15 protein-coding genes are annotated in these 14340 nt (G+C 58.3%); 4 read left to right on the top strand and 11 right to left on the bottom strand.

Going from position 1 to position 14340, the window contains the following annotated elements; translation table 11 throughout:
* Positions 1 to 2 precede the first annotated feature (2 nt).
* From hscA to trmJ, 7 genes are all read right to left on the bottom strand, one after another.
* Positions 3 to 1853 (bottom strand): Fe-S protein assembly chaperone HscA, encoded by a 1851-nt coding sequence (gene hscA, locus DDT56_RS02055; protein ID WP_136164862.1) that lies wholly within the window; start codon positions 1851 to 1853, stop codon positions 3 to 5.
* Between the two features lie 67 nt (positions 1854 to 1920).
* Positions 1921 to 2439: a co-chaperone HscB gene (hscB, locus tag DDT56_RS02050; protein WP_136164861.1), complete on the bottom strand. Its 519-nt coding sequence runs from the start codon at positions 2437 to 2439 to the stop codon at positions 1921 to 1923.
* 99 nt (positions 2440 to 2538) lie between these two features.
* Positions 2539 to 2862 (bottom strand): iron-sulfur cluster assembly protein IscA, encoded by a 324-nt coding sequence (gene iscA / locus DDT56_RS02045; RefSeq protein WP_136164860.1) that lies wholly within the window; start codon positions 2860 to 2862, stop codon positions 2539 to 2541.
* Positions 2863 to 2976: 114 nt separating this feature from the next.
* Positions 2977 to 3363 carry a Fe-S cluster assembly scaffold IscU gene (gene iscU, locus DDT56_RS02040; RefSeq protein ID WP_136164859.1) on the bottom strand — a complete coding sequence of 129 codons (387 nt, stop codon included), beginning with the start codon at positions 3361 to 3363 and terminating at the stop codon, positions 2977 to 2979.
* 24 nt (positions 3364 to 3387) lie between these two features.
* A complete protein-coding gene (locus tag DDT56_RS02035; RefSeq protein ID WP_136164858.1) occupies positions 3388 to 4602 on the bottom strand; it encodes an IscS subfamily cysteine desulfurase in 1215 nt (404 codons plus the stop codon).
* Between the two features lie 77 nt (positions 4603 to 4679).
* Positions 4680 to 5180 carry a Fe-S cluster assembly transcriptional regulator IscR gene (iscR, locus tag DDT56_RS02030; protein ID WP_136164857.1) on the bottom strand — a complete coding sequence of 167 codons (501 nt, stop codon included), beginning with the start codon at positions 5178 to 5180 and terminating at the stop codon, positions 4680 to 4682.
* A 119-nt stretch (positions 5181 to 5299) separates the two neighbouring features.
* A complete protein-coding gene (gene trmJ, locus DDT56_RS02025) occupies positions 5300 to 6025 on the bottom strand; it encodes a tRNA (cytosine(32)/uridine(32)-2'-O)-methyltransferase TrmJ (RefSeq protein ID WP_136164856.1) in 726 nt (241 codons plus the stop codon).
* 119 nt (positions 6026 to 6144) lie between these two features.
* Between trmJ and suhB the strand changes: the two genes are divergently transcribed.
* The 4 genes from suhB to DDT56_RS02005 all read left to right on the top strand — a co-directional run bounded on the left by suhB (position 6145) and on the right by DDT56_RS02005 (position 10170).
* Entirely contained in the window at positions 6145 to 6948 is an 804-nt protein-coding gene (suhB, locus tag DDT56_RS02020; protein WP_136164855.1) for an inositol-1-monophosphatase, read from the top strand.
* 169 nt (positions 6949 to 7117) lie between these two features.
* Complete coding sequence (locus tag DDT56_RS02015; RefSeq protein WP_136164854.1) at positions 7118 to 8251, top strand: ABC transporter substrate-binding protein; 1134 nt, start codon at positions 7118 to 7120, stop codon at positions 8249 to 8251.
* 6 nt (positions 8252 to 8257) lie between these two features.
* The gene (locus DDT56_RS02010) at positions 8258 to 9373 is read left to right on the top strand and encodes a FecCD family ABC transporter permease (RefSeq protein ID WP_168197555.1); all 1116 of its coding nucleotides are present in this window, start codon (positions 8258 to 8260) and stop codon (positions 9371 to 9373) included.
* On the top strand, positions 9370 to 10170 hold the full coding sequence (locus DDT56_RS02005; RefSeq protein ID WP_168197554.1) for an ABC transporter ATP-binding protein: 801 nt from the start codon (positions 9370 to 9372) through the stop codon (positions 10168 to 10170). The genes DDT56_RS02010 and DDT56_RS02005 overlap by 4 nt, the downstream gene beginning before the upstream one ends.
* Positions 10171 to 10217: 47 nt before the next feature.
* Here DDT56_RS02005 and DDT56_RS02000 read toward each other — a convergent pair whose 3' ends face one another.
* From DDT56_RS02000 to DDT56_RS01985, 4 genes are all read right to left on the bottom strand, one after another.
* A complete protein-coding gene (locus tag DDT56_RS02000) occupies positions 10218 to 11345 on the bottom strand; it encodes an ABC transporter substrate-binding protein (RefSeq protein ID WP_136164853.1) in 1128 nt (375 codons plus the stop codon).
* Between the two features lie 118 nt (positions 11346 to 11463).
* Positions 11464 to 12522 carry a nickel/cobalt transporter gene (locus tag DDT56_RS01995; protein ID WP_136164852.1) on the bottom strand — a complete coding sequence of 353 codons (1059 nt, stop codon included), beginning with the start codon at positions 12520 to 12522 and terminating at the stop codon, positions 11464 to 11466.
* Positions 12513 to 13169 carry a DUF1007 family protein gene (locus tag DDT56_RS01990; protein WP_136164851.1) on the bottom strand — a complete coding sequence of 219 codons (657 nt, stop codon included), beginning with the start codon at positions 13167 to 13169 and terminating at the stop codon, positions 12513 to 12515. Before DDT56_RS01990 ends, DDT56_RS01995 begins: the two co-directional genes overlap by 10 nt.
* A 7-nt stretch (positions 13170 to 13176) precedes the next feature.
* Positions 13177 to 14334, bottom strand: a complete 1158-nt coding sequence (locus DDT56_RS01985) for a 3-phenylpropionate MFS transporter (RefSeq protein WP_136164850.1) — start codon at positions 14332 to 14334, stop codon at positions 13177 to 13179.
* Positions 14335 to 14340: the final 6 nt, after the last annotated feature.

The raw sequence follows: 14340 nt of genomic DNA, 5'->3' as shown, positions 1-14340 counted from the left end.
GTTTAAACCTCGTCCACAGAATAGCCCGCCAGCGCGCGACGAATGGAGGCGTCCATCCGCCGGGCGGCGAACGCCTGGGTTTGTTGATCTACTGTTTTAATTGCGGCTTCAATCGCCGACGCGTCCGTGCCCGCCATCGCCTGGCGCAGTTGCTCGGCGGCGGCGTCGATGGCGGCTTTTTCATCGTCGGTGAGTAAATCGGCGTCGGAGGCCAGCGCGCCGTGCAGGCTTTCCAGCACCCGGGCGGCGTCGACCTGCTGTTCCGCCAGCATCCGCGCGCCCACGTCGTCCTGCGCGTTCAGCATGGCGTCTTTAATCATGGCGGCGATTTCCGTGTCGTTCAGCCCGTACGAGGGTTTGACCTGAATAGAGGCTTCCACCCCCGTCGATTTCTCCATCGCCGTCACGCTCAACAAGCCGTCGGCATCCACCTGAAAGGTGACGCGAATATGGGCGCCGCCCGCGGGCAGCGGCGGCAGGCCGCGCAGCGTAAAGCGGCCGAGGGAGCGGCAATCCTGCACCAGTTCCCGTTCCCCCTGCAAAACGTGGATCATCATCCCGCTCTGACCGTCTTTGAAGGTGGTGAACTCCTGCGCCCGGGCGACCGGGATGGTGGTGTTGCGCGGAATGATTTTCTCCACCAGCCCGCCCATGGTTTCCAGCCCCAGCGACAGCGGAATAACGTCCAGCAGCAGCATTTCGCTGTCCGGTTTGTTGCCCACCAGAATATCCGCCTGAATCGCCGCGCCAATCGCCACCACTTTATCCGGGTCGATGGAGGTCAGCGGGGTGCGGCCAAAGAACTCGCCCACCCGTTCGCGCACCAGCGGCACGCGGGTGGAGCCGCCGACCATCACCACTTCCCGCACCTCATCCGGCGTAATCCCGGCGTCTTTCAGGGTGCGGCGGCACGACAGCAGCGTGCGTTTGACCAACGCTGCAATCAACGCATTGAATTGGCTTCGGGCGATCTCGCCCCGCCAGCCCGCCACCTCGATCGTGGTCGACTCTGCGCTGCTTAATGCAATCTTGGCGCGGATCGCCGCCTCTCTCAGGGCATGCTGCAAATGGTGATCGTCGCGCGCGGTGATGCCGGCCTGCTCGCGCAGCCACTCCACCAGCAGATTATCGAAATCATCGCCGCCCAGCGCCGAATCGCCGCCGGTGGCCAGCACTTCGAATACGCCGCGGCTCAGACGCAGAATAGAAATATCAAAGGTGCCGCCGCCCAGATCGTAAACGGCGATCGTCCCTTCTTTACCGGAGTCCAGCCCGTAGGCGATGGCCGCCGCCGTCGGCTCGTTGAGCAGACGCAGCACGTGCTGCCCGGCCAAACGCGCGGCGTCTTTGGTGCCCTGACGCTGAGCGTCGTCAAAATAGGCGGGAACGGTGATCACCACGCCATCCGGCGCGCCGCCCAACGCCTCCTGCGCCCGCTGCGCCAGGGCCGAGAGGATATCCGCCGACACCTGAACCGGATTTTTGTCTCCAGCCGGCGTCCGGATCAACGGCAGGCCGTTATCGCTGACGCCGTATTGATAGGGTAAATGAGGATAGCGCTGCCGCACGTCGGCCAGCGAGCGCCCCATCATCCGTTTTATCGAACTGACGGTATTGGCCGGGTCGTCAGCCCCCTTTTCACGGGCTTGCCAGCCCACCTCATGCCCCGCGGCGTGATAGTGGACCACGGAGGGCAGCAGGTCGCGGCCTTTATCGTCGGCCAGGGTTTGCGCTTCGCCGCTGCGCACGGTGGCGACCAGGGAATGGGTGGTGCCTAAATCGATGCCGACGGCCAGACGGCGCTGGTGCGGCGCCGCGCTGAGACCGGGCTCACTGATTTGTAATAAGGCCATATTGAGCTTCCATCAATTGGCTGGCGGGAAAACCTATGTGCGGTGCGTTCCCCGCCGGATTAAAAATTTATCTATCCAGCAACTGTTCTTCGAGTTGTTCAACCTGTTGCCGGAGCTTGTCGAAAAAACGCAGCTTACGCACGGTATCCGCCGCGTCAGCCCAGGATTCGCTATCCAGCTGATTGCGCATTTGCCCGCTGCGTTCATCCAGCATCGACTGCAAGCGCCCGGCGAATTCCGCCAGCGCCGCTTCGGCATCGGAACGGCGCGCAATGGCGTCCAGCTCTTCGCGTAATTCGAGCTGTTCCATCAGAAAAGCGGTGTCGCGCAGCGTATGCTGCTCGTTGCTTAAATCGAAACCGTGCAAAGATAACATATACTCCGCGCGTTTCAGCGGATGTTTCAACGCCTGATAGGCGTTATTGATCGTTGCCGCCTGCTGCAATGCCAGCATACGCTCCCTTTCCGGGCTGGCCGCAAAGCGATCGGGGTGAAACTGCCGTTGCAGTTCCTGAAAACGAGAAACAAGCAGGCTGCCATCCACATCATAGCGAATCGGCAGCCCGAACAGGGTAAAGTAATCCATAGCGCGCTCTAAGGGTTGTGGGTCATTGCCGTTACTTGCCGCTGTTTCTCCCGACAGGCGGCCGGAAGATACAGGGAGTGCTCGCTAACCCGCTAACGGTCAGACGTTAAAACTTTCGCCGCAACCGCATTCGCCGGTGACGTTAGGGTTATTGAACTTAAAGCCTTCATTCAGCCCTTCCCTGACGAAATCCAGTTCGGTGCCGTCGAGATAGACCAGGCTTTTGCCATCGATAATGACTTTGACGCCTTTATCCTCGAAAACCACATCGTCGGCATTGACGTCATCGACAAATTCCAGCACATACGCCATACCGGAACACCCGGATGTCCGCACCCCGAGCCGCAGGCCAAGGCCCTTACCCCGGTTGGCCATAAAGGCGTTCACTCGCGCCGCAGCGCTGTCGCTCAGAGAAATCGACATATAACAACCTCGGAATTTTTAAGTCATACCGCCCGGGCAAGTCTGACGCCATATAAACGGCGCTTCATACGAAGCCCGCCCCTGGCGCCATCGGCCCTAATTGGCGGCATTGAGTTACTTCGCTTCACGCTTGCTCTTGTAGTCGGCGATAGCGGCCTTGATGGCGTCTTCCGCCAGAATGGAGCAGTGGATTTTCACCGGCGGCAGCTCAAGCTCTTCCGCAATCTGGGTATTTTTAATCGCTTCCGCTTCGTTAAGCGATTTGCCTTTCACCCACTCGGTTACCAGAGAGCTGGATGCAATGGCGGAGCCGCAGCCATAGGTCTTGAAACGGGCATCTTCGATAATACCGTCATTGTTGACCTTGATCTGCAACTTCATCACGTCGCCGCAGGCCGGCGCGCCCACCATCCCGCTACCGATGCTCGGGTCGGCGTTATCAAACGACCCTACATTGCGTGGATTTTCGTAGTGATCAATTACTTTTTCGCTGTAAGCCATAGTCGTCGTCTCCCGTCCTGCGAATTAATGATGCGCCCATTCGATGCTGCTGATATCCACGCCCTGCTGGTACATTTCCCACAGCGGGGAAAGTTCGCGCAGGCGGCCGATGGATTTACGCACCAGCTCAATGGCGTAGTCGATCTCCTCTTCCGTGGTAAAACGCCCCAGGGAGAAGCGGATCGAACTGTGCGCCAGCTCATCGTTCATGCCCAGCGCACGCAATACGTAGGAGGGTTCCAAACTGGCGGAGGTACAGGCGGAACCGGACGAAACGGCCAGATCCTTGAGCGCCATGATCAGCGATTCGCCTTCAACATAGTTGAAGCTGACGTTGAGAATATTCGGCGCGCCATGCTCAATGTCGCCATTCAGATAGACTTCCTCGATATCATTGATACCGTGCCACAGACGGTCGCGCAGCGTACGCAGACGCTCCGCCTCGGCGGCCATTTCTTCCTTGGCGATACGGTAGGCTTCGCCCATGCCGACGATTTGATGAACGGGCAAGGTGCCGGAACGCATACCGCGTTCATGGCCGCCGCCGTGCATCTGCGCCTCGATGCGAATACGGGGTTTACGGCGCACGTACAGCGCGCCGATGCCTTTCGGCCCATAAATTTTATGGCCGGAGAAAGACATCAGATCCACTTTTAACTGGCTCAGATCGATAGGCAGTTTGCCCACGCTCTGGGTGGCGTCGACGTGGAACACGATACCGCGGCTACGACATATTTCGCCGATGGCGGCAATATCCTGCACCACGCCGATCTCATTATTCACGTGCATGATGGAAACCAGAATGGTGTCGTCACGCATGGCGGATTGCAGCTCTTGCAGATCGATAATGCCGTTGCGCTGCGGCGCCAGATAGGTGACGTCAAACCCTTCGCGCTCCAGCTGACGACAGGTGTCGAGCACCGCTTTATGTTCCGTTTTGCTGGTGATAACGTGCTTGCCTTTCTTCTGATAGAAGTTGGCGGCGCCTTTAACGGCCAGATTGTCCGCTTCCGTGGCGCCGGAGGTAAACACAATCTCTCGCGGGTCCGCGCCCACCAGTTCAGCAATTTGATTACGGGCGATATCGACCGCTTCCTCCGCCTGCCAGCCAAAACGGTGGGAACGGGAAGCCGGGTTGCCAAAAGTACCGTCCAGGGTTAAAAACTGCATCATTTTTTCAGCCACGCGCGGATCAACCGGCGTAGTGGCTGAATAGTCCAGATAAATCGGTAACTTCATTGCTCATAAACTCCGTACATCACTTCAAAACGTGCAAAGCGTTTTGTTTTTATTGGGTATATATGTTGTTAAAAATATCAGGCGCGCAAATTGACGTTGACGTTGATGGTGTCCTGTACGCGTCCGTTGGCCGCGCGGCGCGTATCGCCTTCCTGACGCTCCGCAACGTCCAGCACTTCTTTATTATTCACCAGCTCATCCAAGGTAATATTGTTCAAAAAGTCGGTGATGCGGTCGCTCAGATCGCGCCACAGCGTGTGCGTCAGACAACGCTCGCCGCCCTGGCAGGTTTCACGCCCCTGGCAGCGCGTCGCGTCCACGGATTCGTCTACGGCGGAGATCACCGCGCCCACGGCGATTTCTTTGGCGTGTTTACCCAACAGATAACCCCCTCCCGGACCGCGAACGCTGGCAACCAGCTCATTTTTACGCAAGCGTGAAAACAGCTGCTCCAGGTAGGAGAGCGAAATACCCTGACGCTCAGAGATATCGGCAAGCGGAACCGGGCCTTCCTTGGAGTGCAGAGCCACATCGAGCATGGCGGTAACGGCATAACGGCCTTTAGATGTCAGTCTCATGATAGTGGTACCTGTAGATAAAACATGTATTATTGGAACATGTATTGGCTGAACATAGCCTGAGTCTGACATTCCCGACTGTTCTAGTCAACTATTTAACCTAGTAAACTACTCAAGTATTATTCGTGCTTATTTTTCTGCACCGAACTCAGTATGCCGCGCAGGATATTCAGCTCCTGACTCTCCGGCCGCGCGCGGGTAAACAGCCGGCGTAGCTTATTCATCACCTGCCCTTGATGAGCCTGCCGGATAAAGCCCGTTTGCAGCAGCGTCTGTTCAAGGTGCTGATAAAAACGTTCCAGGTCGTCCGCCAGCGGGTAAGGCGTTTCGCCGTGCTCCTCCCGACCGGCCTGCAAACGGTCCAAATGGGCGACGCGAACTTCATAGGCCAGAATCTGCACGGCCATCGCCAGATTCAACGAGCTATACTCCGGGTTCGCCGGAATAGCAACATGGTAGTGGCACTTCTGCAGTTCATCGTTGGTCAGGCCGACGCGTTCCCGGCCGAACACCAGGGCGACCGGCGCGTATTCCGCTTCCCGGGCGCTGCGCACCCCGCACTCCCGCGGCTCCAGCATCGGCCAGGGCAAGGTGCGCGAACGCGCGCTGGTTCCCACTACCAGACCGCAGCCCTCAAGGGCCTGATCCAGGGTATCCGCCAGCACGGCGTTGCCAATCACGTCGCTGGCGCCGGCGGATAGGGCTATCGCCTGCGAGTCGGGTTTTACCAGCGGATTAACCAGATAGAGTTGACTCAACCCCATGGTTTTCATCGCTCTGGCGACCGACCCCATATTGCCGGTGTGGGACGTTTCAACCAGAACAATGCGAATATTGTGTAACATGCGGACTCTGTAATACGAGGAGGAAATCGCAGCATTCTAACACAATCTTAGATATTTTCCTTTTCCCCTGCTATAATGCGCACCGCTTTCTGTTCTTTAACATTCCAGTGGACGATACCATGCACCCGATGCTCAACATCGCTATACGCGCTGCGCGTAAAGGCGGTAATTTAATTGCTAAAAATTACGAAACCCCTGACGCCGTAGAAGCCAGCCAAAAAGGCAATAATGATTTTGTCACCAACGTTGACCGGGATGCCGAGCGCCTGATCGTTGAAGTTATCCGCAAGTCTTATCCGCAACACACCATTATTGGTGAAGAGAGCGGCGAGCTGACGGGGGAAGATCAGGATGTGCAATGGGTTATCGATCCGCTGGATGGCACCACCAACTTTATCAAACGTCTGCCGCACTTCGCGGTCTCTATCGCGGTGCGCATCAAAGGCCGCACCGAAGTCGCCGTAGTTTACGATCCCATGCGCAATGAACTGTTTACCGCCACCCGCGGCCAGGGCGCGCAGTTGAACGGCTACCGCCTGCGCACCAGCAATGCCCGCGATCTGGACGGCACGGTGCTGGCGACCGGTTTTCCGTTTAAAGCCAAACAGCACGCCAAAGGCTATATCAACATCCTCGAAGCGCTGTTTACCCAATGCGCGGATTTCCGCCGCACCGGTTCCGCCGCACTGGATCTGGCCTATGTCGCCGCCGGTCGCGTTGACGGCTTTTTTGAGATCGGCCTGAAACCATGGGACTTCGCCGGCGGCGAACTGCTGGTGCGCGAAGCGGGCGGCATCGTCACCGACTTCGTCGGCGGCCACAACTATCTTGCTTCCGGCAACCTGATTGCGGGTAATCCACGCGTGGTGAAATCCATTCTGGCGACTATTCGCGATAATCTCAGCGATGCGTTAAAACGCTGATACCTTTCAGTACAATCTGTAACAAGCCATGCCAGCCCAGTGCTGGCATGCTTTTTTTAATTATTCCAGCCCGTTGCACGCTTCCATCCGTAGAGTAATTCTATAAATATATGAGAATAGTTATTAAAATCATTTTTCTTCAAAAATGGAAAATACCAGGATCAGGACAATGCTCAAGAAAACGCTATTTGGTCTTTTGCTGACCGCATCGCTAACCGCTCCCTTTGCCAGCCTCGCCGCGCAATATCCGCTCACCGTTACGGATATCGACGGGCAGGAAATCGAAATCAAACGGGAACCGCAGCGCATCGTGCTACAGGATGGCCGCGACATCATGGCCCTGGCCCTGCTCGACAGGGAGAATCCGTTTCAACGCCTGGTCGCCTGGAATAACCTGCCGAAAAGATCGGATGCGGCCACCTGGGCGCTGATGACCAAAAAATGGCCGCAGGCCGCTGAAATCCTGGATATGGGCTTTGGCGACAAGGGAGAGGTTGAACTGGAGAGCGTGCTGTCGAAACGGCCGGATCTGATGATCGCGCAGCTGCGCGCCAAACCGACGTTAGCGGACAACGGCATTATCAACAAGCTGAAAGCGCTTAACATTCCGCTGGTGTTTGTCGACTATGAGGTCAACCCGGTGCGGAATACCGCCGCCAGCATTGACCTGCTGGGTAAGGTGTTGAACAGGGAAGAGAACGCCAAAGCCTATACCGACTTTTATCGCCGGCATCTGGCGGATATCCAGAAACAGACGGCATCGCTGCCGGCCAAGGCAAACGTATTTGTCGAAGCCTGGGCCGGACGCTCGGACGCCTGCTGCTTCAGCCATGCCCACAACGGCTGGGGCGGACTGGTGGAAGCCGTCGGGGCGCGTAATATCGGCTCTGAATTACTGCCGGGCGCCAACGGCTACGTTTCATTGGAAAAACTCATCAGCATGAAACCGGACGCCTACATCATGACGGGCGCCAAACGGGGTAAAGCCAACGCCAGCGGCGTGAATCCGCTGCCGTTCGGCCTGGGCGCCGATGAGAAAAGCATTGATGCGCAGGCAGCCATATTGTTAAACCGCACCGGGGTCAGCCAGATTCCGGCCGTGCAGCAAAAAAAGACCTACGGCATCTATCATCAGTTTTATAACAATCCTTTCAATATCATCGGTATGGAATACCTGGCAAAAGCCATCTATCCGCAGCGGTTTTCCACGCTGGATCCGGATGCGAACTACCGCTATGTCGTGCGTCATTTCACCGGCTTGCCCGACAGCGAGTTTATCTTTTTCTGGAAACCGGCTAAGTAATCCTTTATGAGCGTAACAACCGATCCCAAAATTACCGGCGCGTCCGACGTAGTGGAAAATCCCACTTTAGGAAACCAGATTTCCGAAAATGACGTCGCGCACCGCTATCGGCATATTGTGCGCCGCCGGATGAGCGCCATCGCGCTGCTGGTGGCGGCGATCGTCGGCTCGCTGCTGCTGGATTTCACCATGGGCCCCGCGGGGCTGACGCTGGACGTGTTATGGCAAACGCTGACCCACCCCGAACTGGCCGACGCGGGCACCCGAGTGATCGTCTGGGAGATCCGTCTGCCTTACGCCCTGATGGCGATTATCGTCGGGCTGTCGCTCGGTCTGGCGGGCGCGGAGATGCAAACCATCCTCAATAACCCGCTGGCCAGCCCGTTTACGCTGGGCGTGTCGTCCGCCGCGGCATTCGGCGCAGCGCTCGCCATCGTGCTGGGGATCGGGATTCCCGGCATACCGGCGCAGTGGTTTATTTCCGCCAACGCCTTTTTCTTTGCCCTGCTGGCCGTACTGCTGCTGGACGGCATCACGCGCTGGACCCAGGTGGCCACCTCCGGCGTGGTGCTGTTCGGCATTGCGCTGGTGTTTACCTTTAACGCGCTGGTTTCCATGCTGCAATTCATCGCCAGCGAAGACACGCTGCAAGGGCTGGTGTTCTGGACCATGGGCAGTCTGGCGCGGGCATCCTGGGAAAAGCTGGGAATTTTGCTGCTGGTGCTGCTGGCCGTGATGCCGCTGTCGCTGATGAGCTCCTGGAAACTCACCGCGTTGCGGCTGGGGGAAGATCGCGCCGTCAGCTTCGGGATTAACGTGCGGCGTCTGCGTCTGGCGACCTTGCTGCGCATCAGCATTCTGTCGGCCATCTCGGTGGCCTTCGTCGGTCCGATCGGTTTTATCGGCCTGGTGGCGCCGCACATCGCCCGCATGATATTCGGCGAGGATCACCGCTTCTACCTCCCCGCCAGCGCGCTTATCGGCGCACTGGTGCTTTCGCTGGCTTCCGTGGCCTCGAAGAACCTGATCCCCGGCGTGATTATTCCCGTCGGGATCGTTACCTCGCTGGTCGGCGTGCCTTTCTTCCTGAGCATTATTCTGCGCCACAGGGGGAACGTATGAGCCAGCCGATATCTTCGGGATTACGCATTGCGCATTTTCGGGCGGGCTACCCTAAACGCCAGGTGATTGACGATCTGTCCGTCCCCTTGCTGCCGCGCGGAAAAATCACCGTGTTGCTCGGGCCGAACGGCAGCGGTAAATCCACGCTGCTGCGCGCCATGGCCGGGCTGGGGGCCTGCGAGGGCGAGCTGTGGCTGGACGAGAGCAACCTGATGCAGCTGTCGTTCGCCAAGCGGGCGGAAAAAGTGGTTTACCTGCCGCAGTCCCTGCCGGCCGGCGTGCACCTGCACGTGCTGGAATCCATTATCGTCGCCCAGCGCGCCTCCGGCGGCCTGCACGGCGCCAACAGTCAGTCCGAAGTGATGGCGCTGCTGAAGCAGCTGGGCATCGAGCATCTGGCGTTAAGCTATCTCGATCAGCTTTCCGGCGGGCAAAAGCAGCTGGTCGGGCTGGCGCAGTCGTTAATTCGCCAGCCCTCGCTGTTGTTGCTGGATGAACCCCTCAGCGCGCTGGATCTGAACTATCAGTTCCACGTGATGGATCTGGTCCGCCGGGAAACGCGCAAACGAGGCATTATCACCGTGGTGGTGGTGCACGATATCAATATCGCCCTGCGTCACGGCGATCACGTGCTGATGCTGCAAAACGGCAACCTGATTGCCAATGGCGCGCCCGCCGAAGTGATCAGCCCGGAAAGCCTGGCCGCGGTCTATGGCGTGAAGGGACGTATCGAACGCTGTTCGCAAGGCATTCCACAGGTGATTATCGACGGGTTGGTCAGCGAACCGAGCAGTTAGTCAGGCAGGCGCTGACGGCAAATTGCCGTCAGCGCGCTTTTCGTCAATCAGGATTTTGCCGGCAGCGTCACCCAGTAACCGGGCTGATACGGCAGCGGCAGAAACTTCTCGTGGAAGATGCGGAAGGTGGCGTCCGGATCGATATCTTTAAACAGATCCGGATGAAGCCATTTGGCGATGGCCTGAATGGCGACGAACTGATACGGGCTGTCGTAGAACTGATGCCAGATGGCGTGCGCATTACCGTTGGTCGCCACAGGCAGCGTTTTAAATGCGGCGCGCTCCATCAGCTTTTGCAGACGTTGCAACGCAGCCTGGCGATCGGCGCCGGGGCCGACGCCTACCCAGCCGTTCGCCGTATTGTAGTTTTTCCAGTTCGCGCCGGTCACAATCACCACATTCGGCCGCGCGCTGATAATCTGCTCCGGATTGAGCGACCCAAAGGTGCCGGGGATCAGGTTCTTGGCGATGTTCTCGCCGCCGGCCACCTCCACCATGCGGCCGAAGTTTTCGTTGCCGAACGACATGCAGCATTCGTCTTCATAGCCCCCCGCGCGATCGATCATCACCTTCGGACGCGGACCCTGATAATTTTTCAGCCGCTCGGTAACGATATCAATCTGCTGACGGCGGAACTGTATAATCTCCTCGGCGCGCTGCGGTTTGCCCAGCAGCTGCCCCATGATATGAATACTTTTCTCGGCATTCTCAAACGGCTTTTCGCGGAAATCGATAAACACCACCGGGATGCCCAGCGAAGCGAGTTTATCGATCAGCTTCCCTTCGTCCGTAGCGGCCTTCGACTCCAGATTCATCAGCACCAGATCGGGCTTTAACGTCAGCGCCTGCTCGACGTTAAAGGTGCCGTCTTTCGCGCCGCCGAAGGTGGGCAGTTTTTTTATCGCCGGGTATTTGTTTTCATAGGCCAGATAGCCGTCATAATCCGCTTTCGGCAGATCGTCGCGCCAGCCCACCACGCGCTGGAACGGCGCTTCGGTATCAAAGGCGGCCAGCAGGTAAATTTGCCGCCCCTCGCCTAAAATAATCCGTTGAACCGTGGAGTTAATTTCAACCTTTCTGCCGCTGACGTCTTCAATCACAATCGGCGCGGCGCTAACCGCAAAAACGGCGCCTAAACTCAATATGGCGACCAGCGAGCACAGCCACTTTTTCATTTATTCCCTTCTCCGGACAAGACCACAAATGATAATCATTATCGACGAAGCGGGATAATATAATGCTGATGTTAAATCAGGCAATGCGTTTTTATATAATTGTTAACGACAGGTAATATCACCCGGCAAAGGGGCGAAGCCCGCCCATCATTGCCGGCTGCGCGCTCAGATAGAGCAAAACGCCGCTGCCCAGCAGAATAACCCCGCCCGCCAACGACAATAACGACCAGGCGGCGCGCTGCCAGACGGACGGCGTACCCTTCCCGCTCAGACGTTCCACCAGCCGGCGACAATAAAAGACCATCATCGCCAGCGCGGAAATGGTCAACGCCGTTCCCAGCGCCATCACCAGCGCCGCGGCGATCCCCCAGAGAAATACGCCTATCACCTTGGAAAACAGCAATACCAGTATCGCTCCGGAGCAGGGCCGCAAGCCCATCGCCAGTACGATCATCAGCCGGGTGCGCCAGTGGCCGTCCCGGCTGAGCTCCGCATTGCTGGGAAGATGCCGATGCCCGCATCCGCAATCGGCATGGTGTTGATGAGCGGGCGCAGATACCGCGCCCAAAGGACGAATGCGGCGATCGTCCGCCGGGTCAAGCGGGGTCAGACGGAGAATGGTCGCCGGTTTAGGCCGCTGGAAAAGCGTGAAATACAGCTGCCTGGCCGCCCGAAAGCAGAGCAGCGCGCCCAGCCCGGCCACCAGGATAAAGCTCCCTTTCTCCAGCCAGAAACTGCTGCTGTGCAGCGTGCGGCTTGAAAGCTGCAATATCCCCAACACCACGGAGACCAGCAGCACCGCCATGAGTCCTTGCACCAGCGAAGCGGCGAAGGTCAGACGCAGGCTGCTTTTCAGTTTGGAGGGATGGGTCGCCAGATAGGTCATGATGACCACCTTGCCGTGCCCCGGCCCGACGGCGTGCAGCACGCCGTACGCCAGGCTGAACGCCATCAGACCGAGCCCCGCCTGATGCGGCCGGTCCGCCACCATCTGCAAGAGTTGCGACATCTGCTGGTGCAGCGATTTTTGCCACACCGCGCTTTGCAGCACGATTTGCGGCCAGTAGCCAATCGCCTCGCGCAGCGCCAGCGCGAACAGCAGGAAAAACAGCCACAGCGGCCACAGTTTTAACAGGGGTCGACGCCGCAACGGCGGCTCACTCACATTTACTGACATTGTAACGTCACCTGCTGGGCGAATTGCTTACCGAGTTCCATATCTTCTCCCGGCGAATCATTTTTATCCAGAGAGAGCGCATAGGACCGTAAATCCGCGCTGGGCGTCGGCGTCACCAGCGTGGTTTTGCAGCGTGAGGCCAGCGCGGGCGCCAGCCTGACGGCGCTTTCATTCGGGTAAGACATATCGACGAAATAGGTGGGATCGTAAGTGGAAATCAACAGCGGTTTCCCCGCCAGCGGCTGGGGATGCGCCAGCGGCAGGACAAACTCCAGCACCGCCTGATTGCCCTGGCGGGAAAGGTGGTATTCGCTCGGCATCGCCGCATATTTCACGGACTGGTTAGCGCGGTAGATTTCGGTGAAGTAGTGCTGTCCCAGCACGTTGGCCATCACCTCCGCCGCCAGTTTCTTCCACACCGCCGAGTCTTTCGCCGCATTGCCCGCATCGTAAAGCAGGTCCGCCGAGGTAATGGGGTCCATGGTCCAGCGCATCCGCAGGCCGGTAATCCGTTCGTTTTGACTCTCAACCGTGGTTTGCATATCGATAAAGCTATGCGGATGGGCCAACGCCGGCGGGCCGCCGAGCGCCATGCCGACCGTCAACAGGCTTATGCGCCAGCGCATTAGCAGGTTATGCAACAACATCTACTCCTTATACCTTTCTGCTAGCCCGCCCACGGGCTGAAGGACGCACAAACAGCGCCGGAACCGCCAGCATCGCCATCACCCAAAAGGTTCCGCTCGGCGAATGCTCGAACAGGAAGCCGGAAACCACGGTCATCAGCGCGATGCTCCCGCCCATCCCCAGCGCTGAATAGACCGCCTGCAACCGTAATACGTCGCCGCCGCTGCGCGCGGCGATAAAGCGCATCGCCGCCAGATGGCACACGGTAAAGGTGCCGCAGTGCAATATCTGTATCACAATCAGCCACGGCAGCGCCACCGTCGCCCCCATCATCCCCCAGCGAACCACGCCGCACGCCGCGGAGAGCAGTAATAAATCTCTGGCGCTCCAGCGGCGAAACAGGCGCTGGCTAAAGGTGAAAATGACAATTTCCGCCACCACGCCCAACGACCACAGATAGCCGATAATCGATGCGGAATAACCGGCATCCTGCCAGTAAATCACGCTGAAACCATAGTATGCCGCATGCGCCCCTTGCAACAGGGACACGCACAGCAAGAAACGCCATACCGGAGGTTCGCGAAACAGGGTTTTCCAGGGCGTGACGACCGTCGATTGCGTTGCGGACGCGGCCGTTTCCGGCATCACGCTGGGGCGAAACAACATGCCAAGAAACATGGCCACCAGCCCGGCGCTCAGGATCGCCAGAATCGCCGGATGCCCCCAGACGGACACCAGCTCGCCGGTAACGGCGGAACCGATGACAAAAGCAATCGATCCCCAGACCCGCACCTTGCCATAATCCATGGCGATCTGCCGTTGCCAGGTGGCGGCCAGCGCATCCGTCAAGGGCACCAGCGGGGCAAAAAACAGGTTGAAGCCGATCATCACCAACAGCAGCCATAGCCAGGCATTCCCTAACCAGAAGCCGACGGATAACCCCAGCGTCAGCACCCCCAGTATCCGCAAAGCCAGTATCAGTTTCGACGGATCTTTCACGCAGGGCGTAATCACCAGACTGCCGACGCAACGGGCGACCAGACCGGCCCCCAGCAGCACGCCGATGGATTCGGCGGAAAGCCCCTCGCCTTTTAACCACCCGCCCCAGAACGGCAGGAAAATGCCATAACAAAAAAAGTAAGTGAAGTAGCTTAGCGCCAGCCAACGCGTTGAATGCAGAACCATGACTCC

The sequence above is a fragment of the Brenneria corticis genome, assembly GCF_003115855.1.
Lineage (GTDB): Bacteria > Pseudomonadota > Gammaproteobacteria > Enterobacterales > Enterobacteriaceae > Brenneria > Brenneria corticis.
Note: the sequence above shows the minus strand (reverse complement) of the source record. Positions and strands in the feature narration are given on the sequence as shown.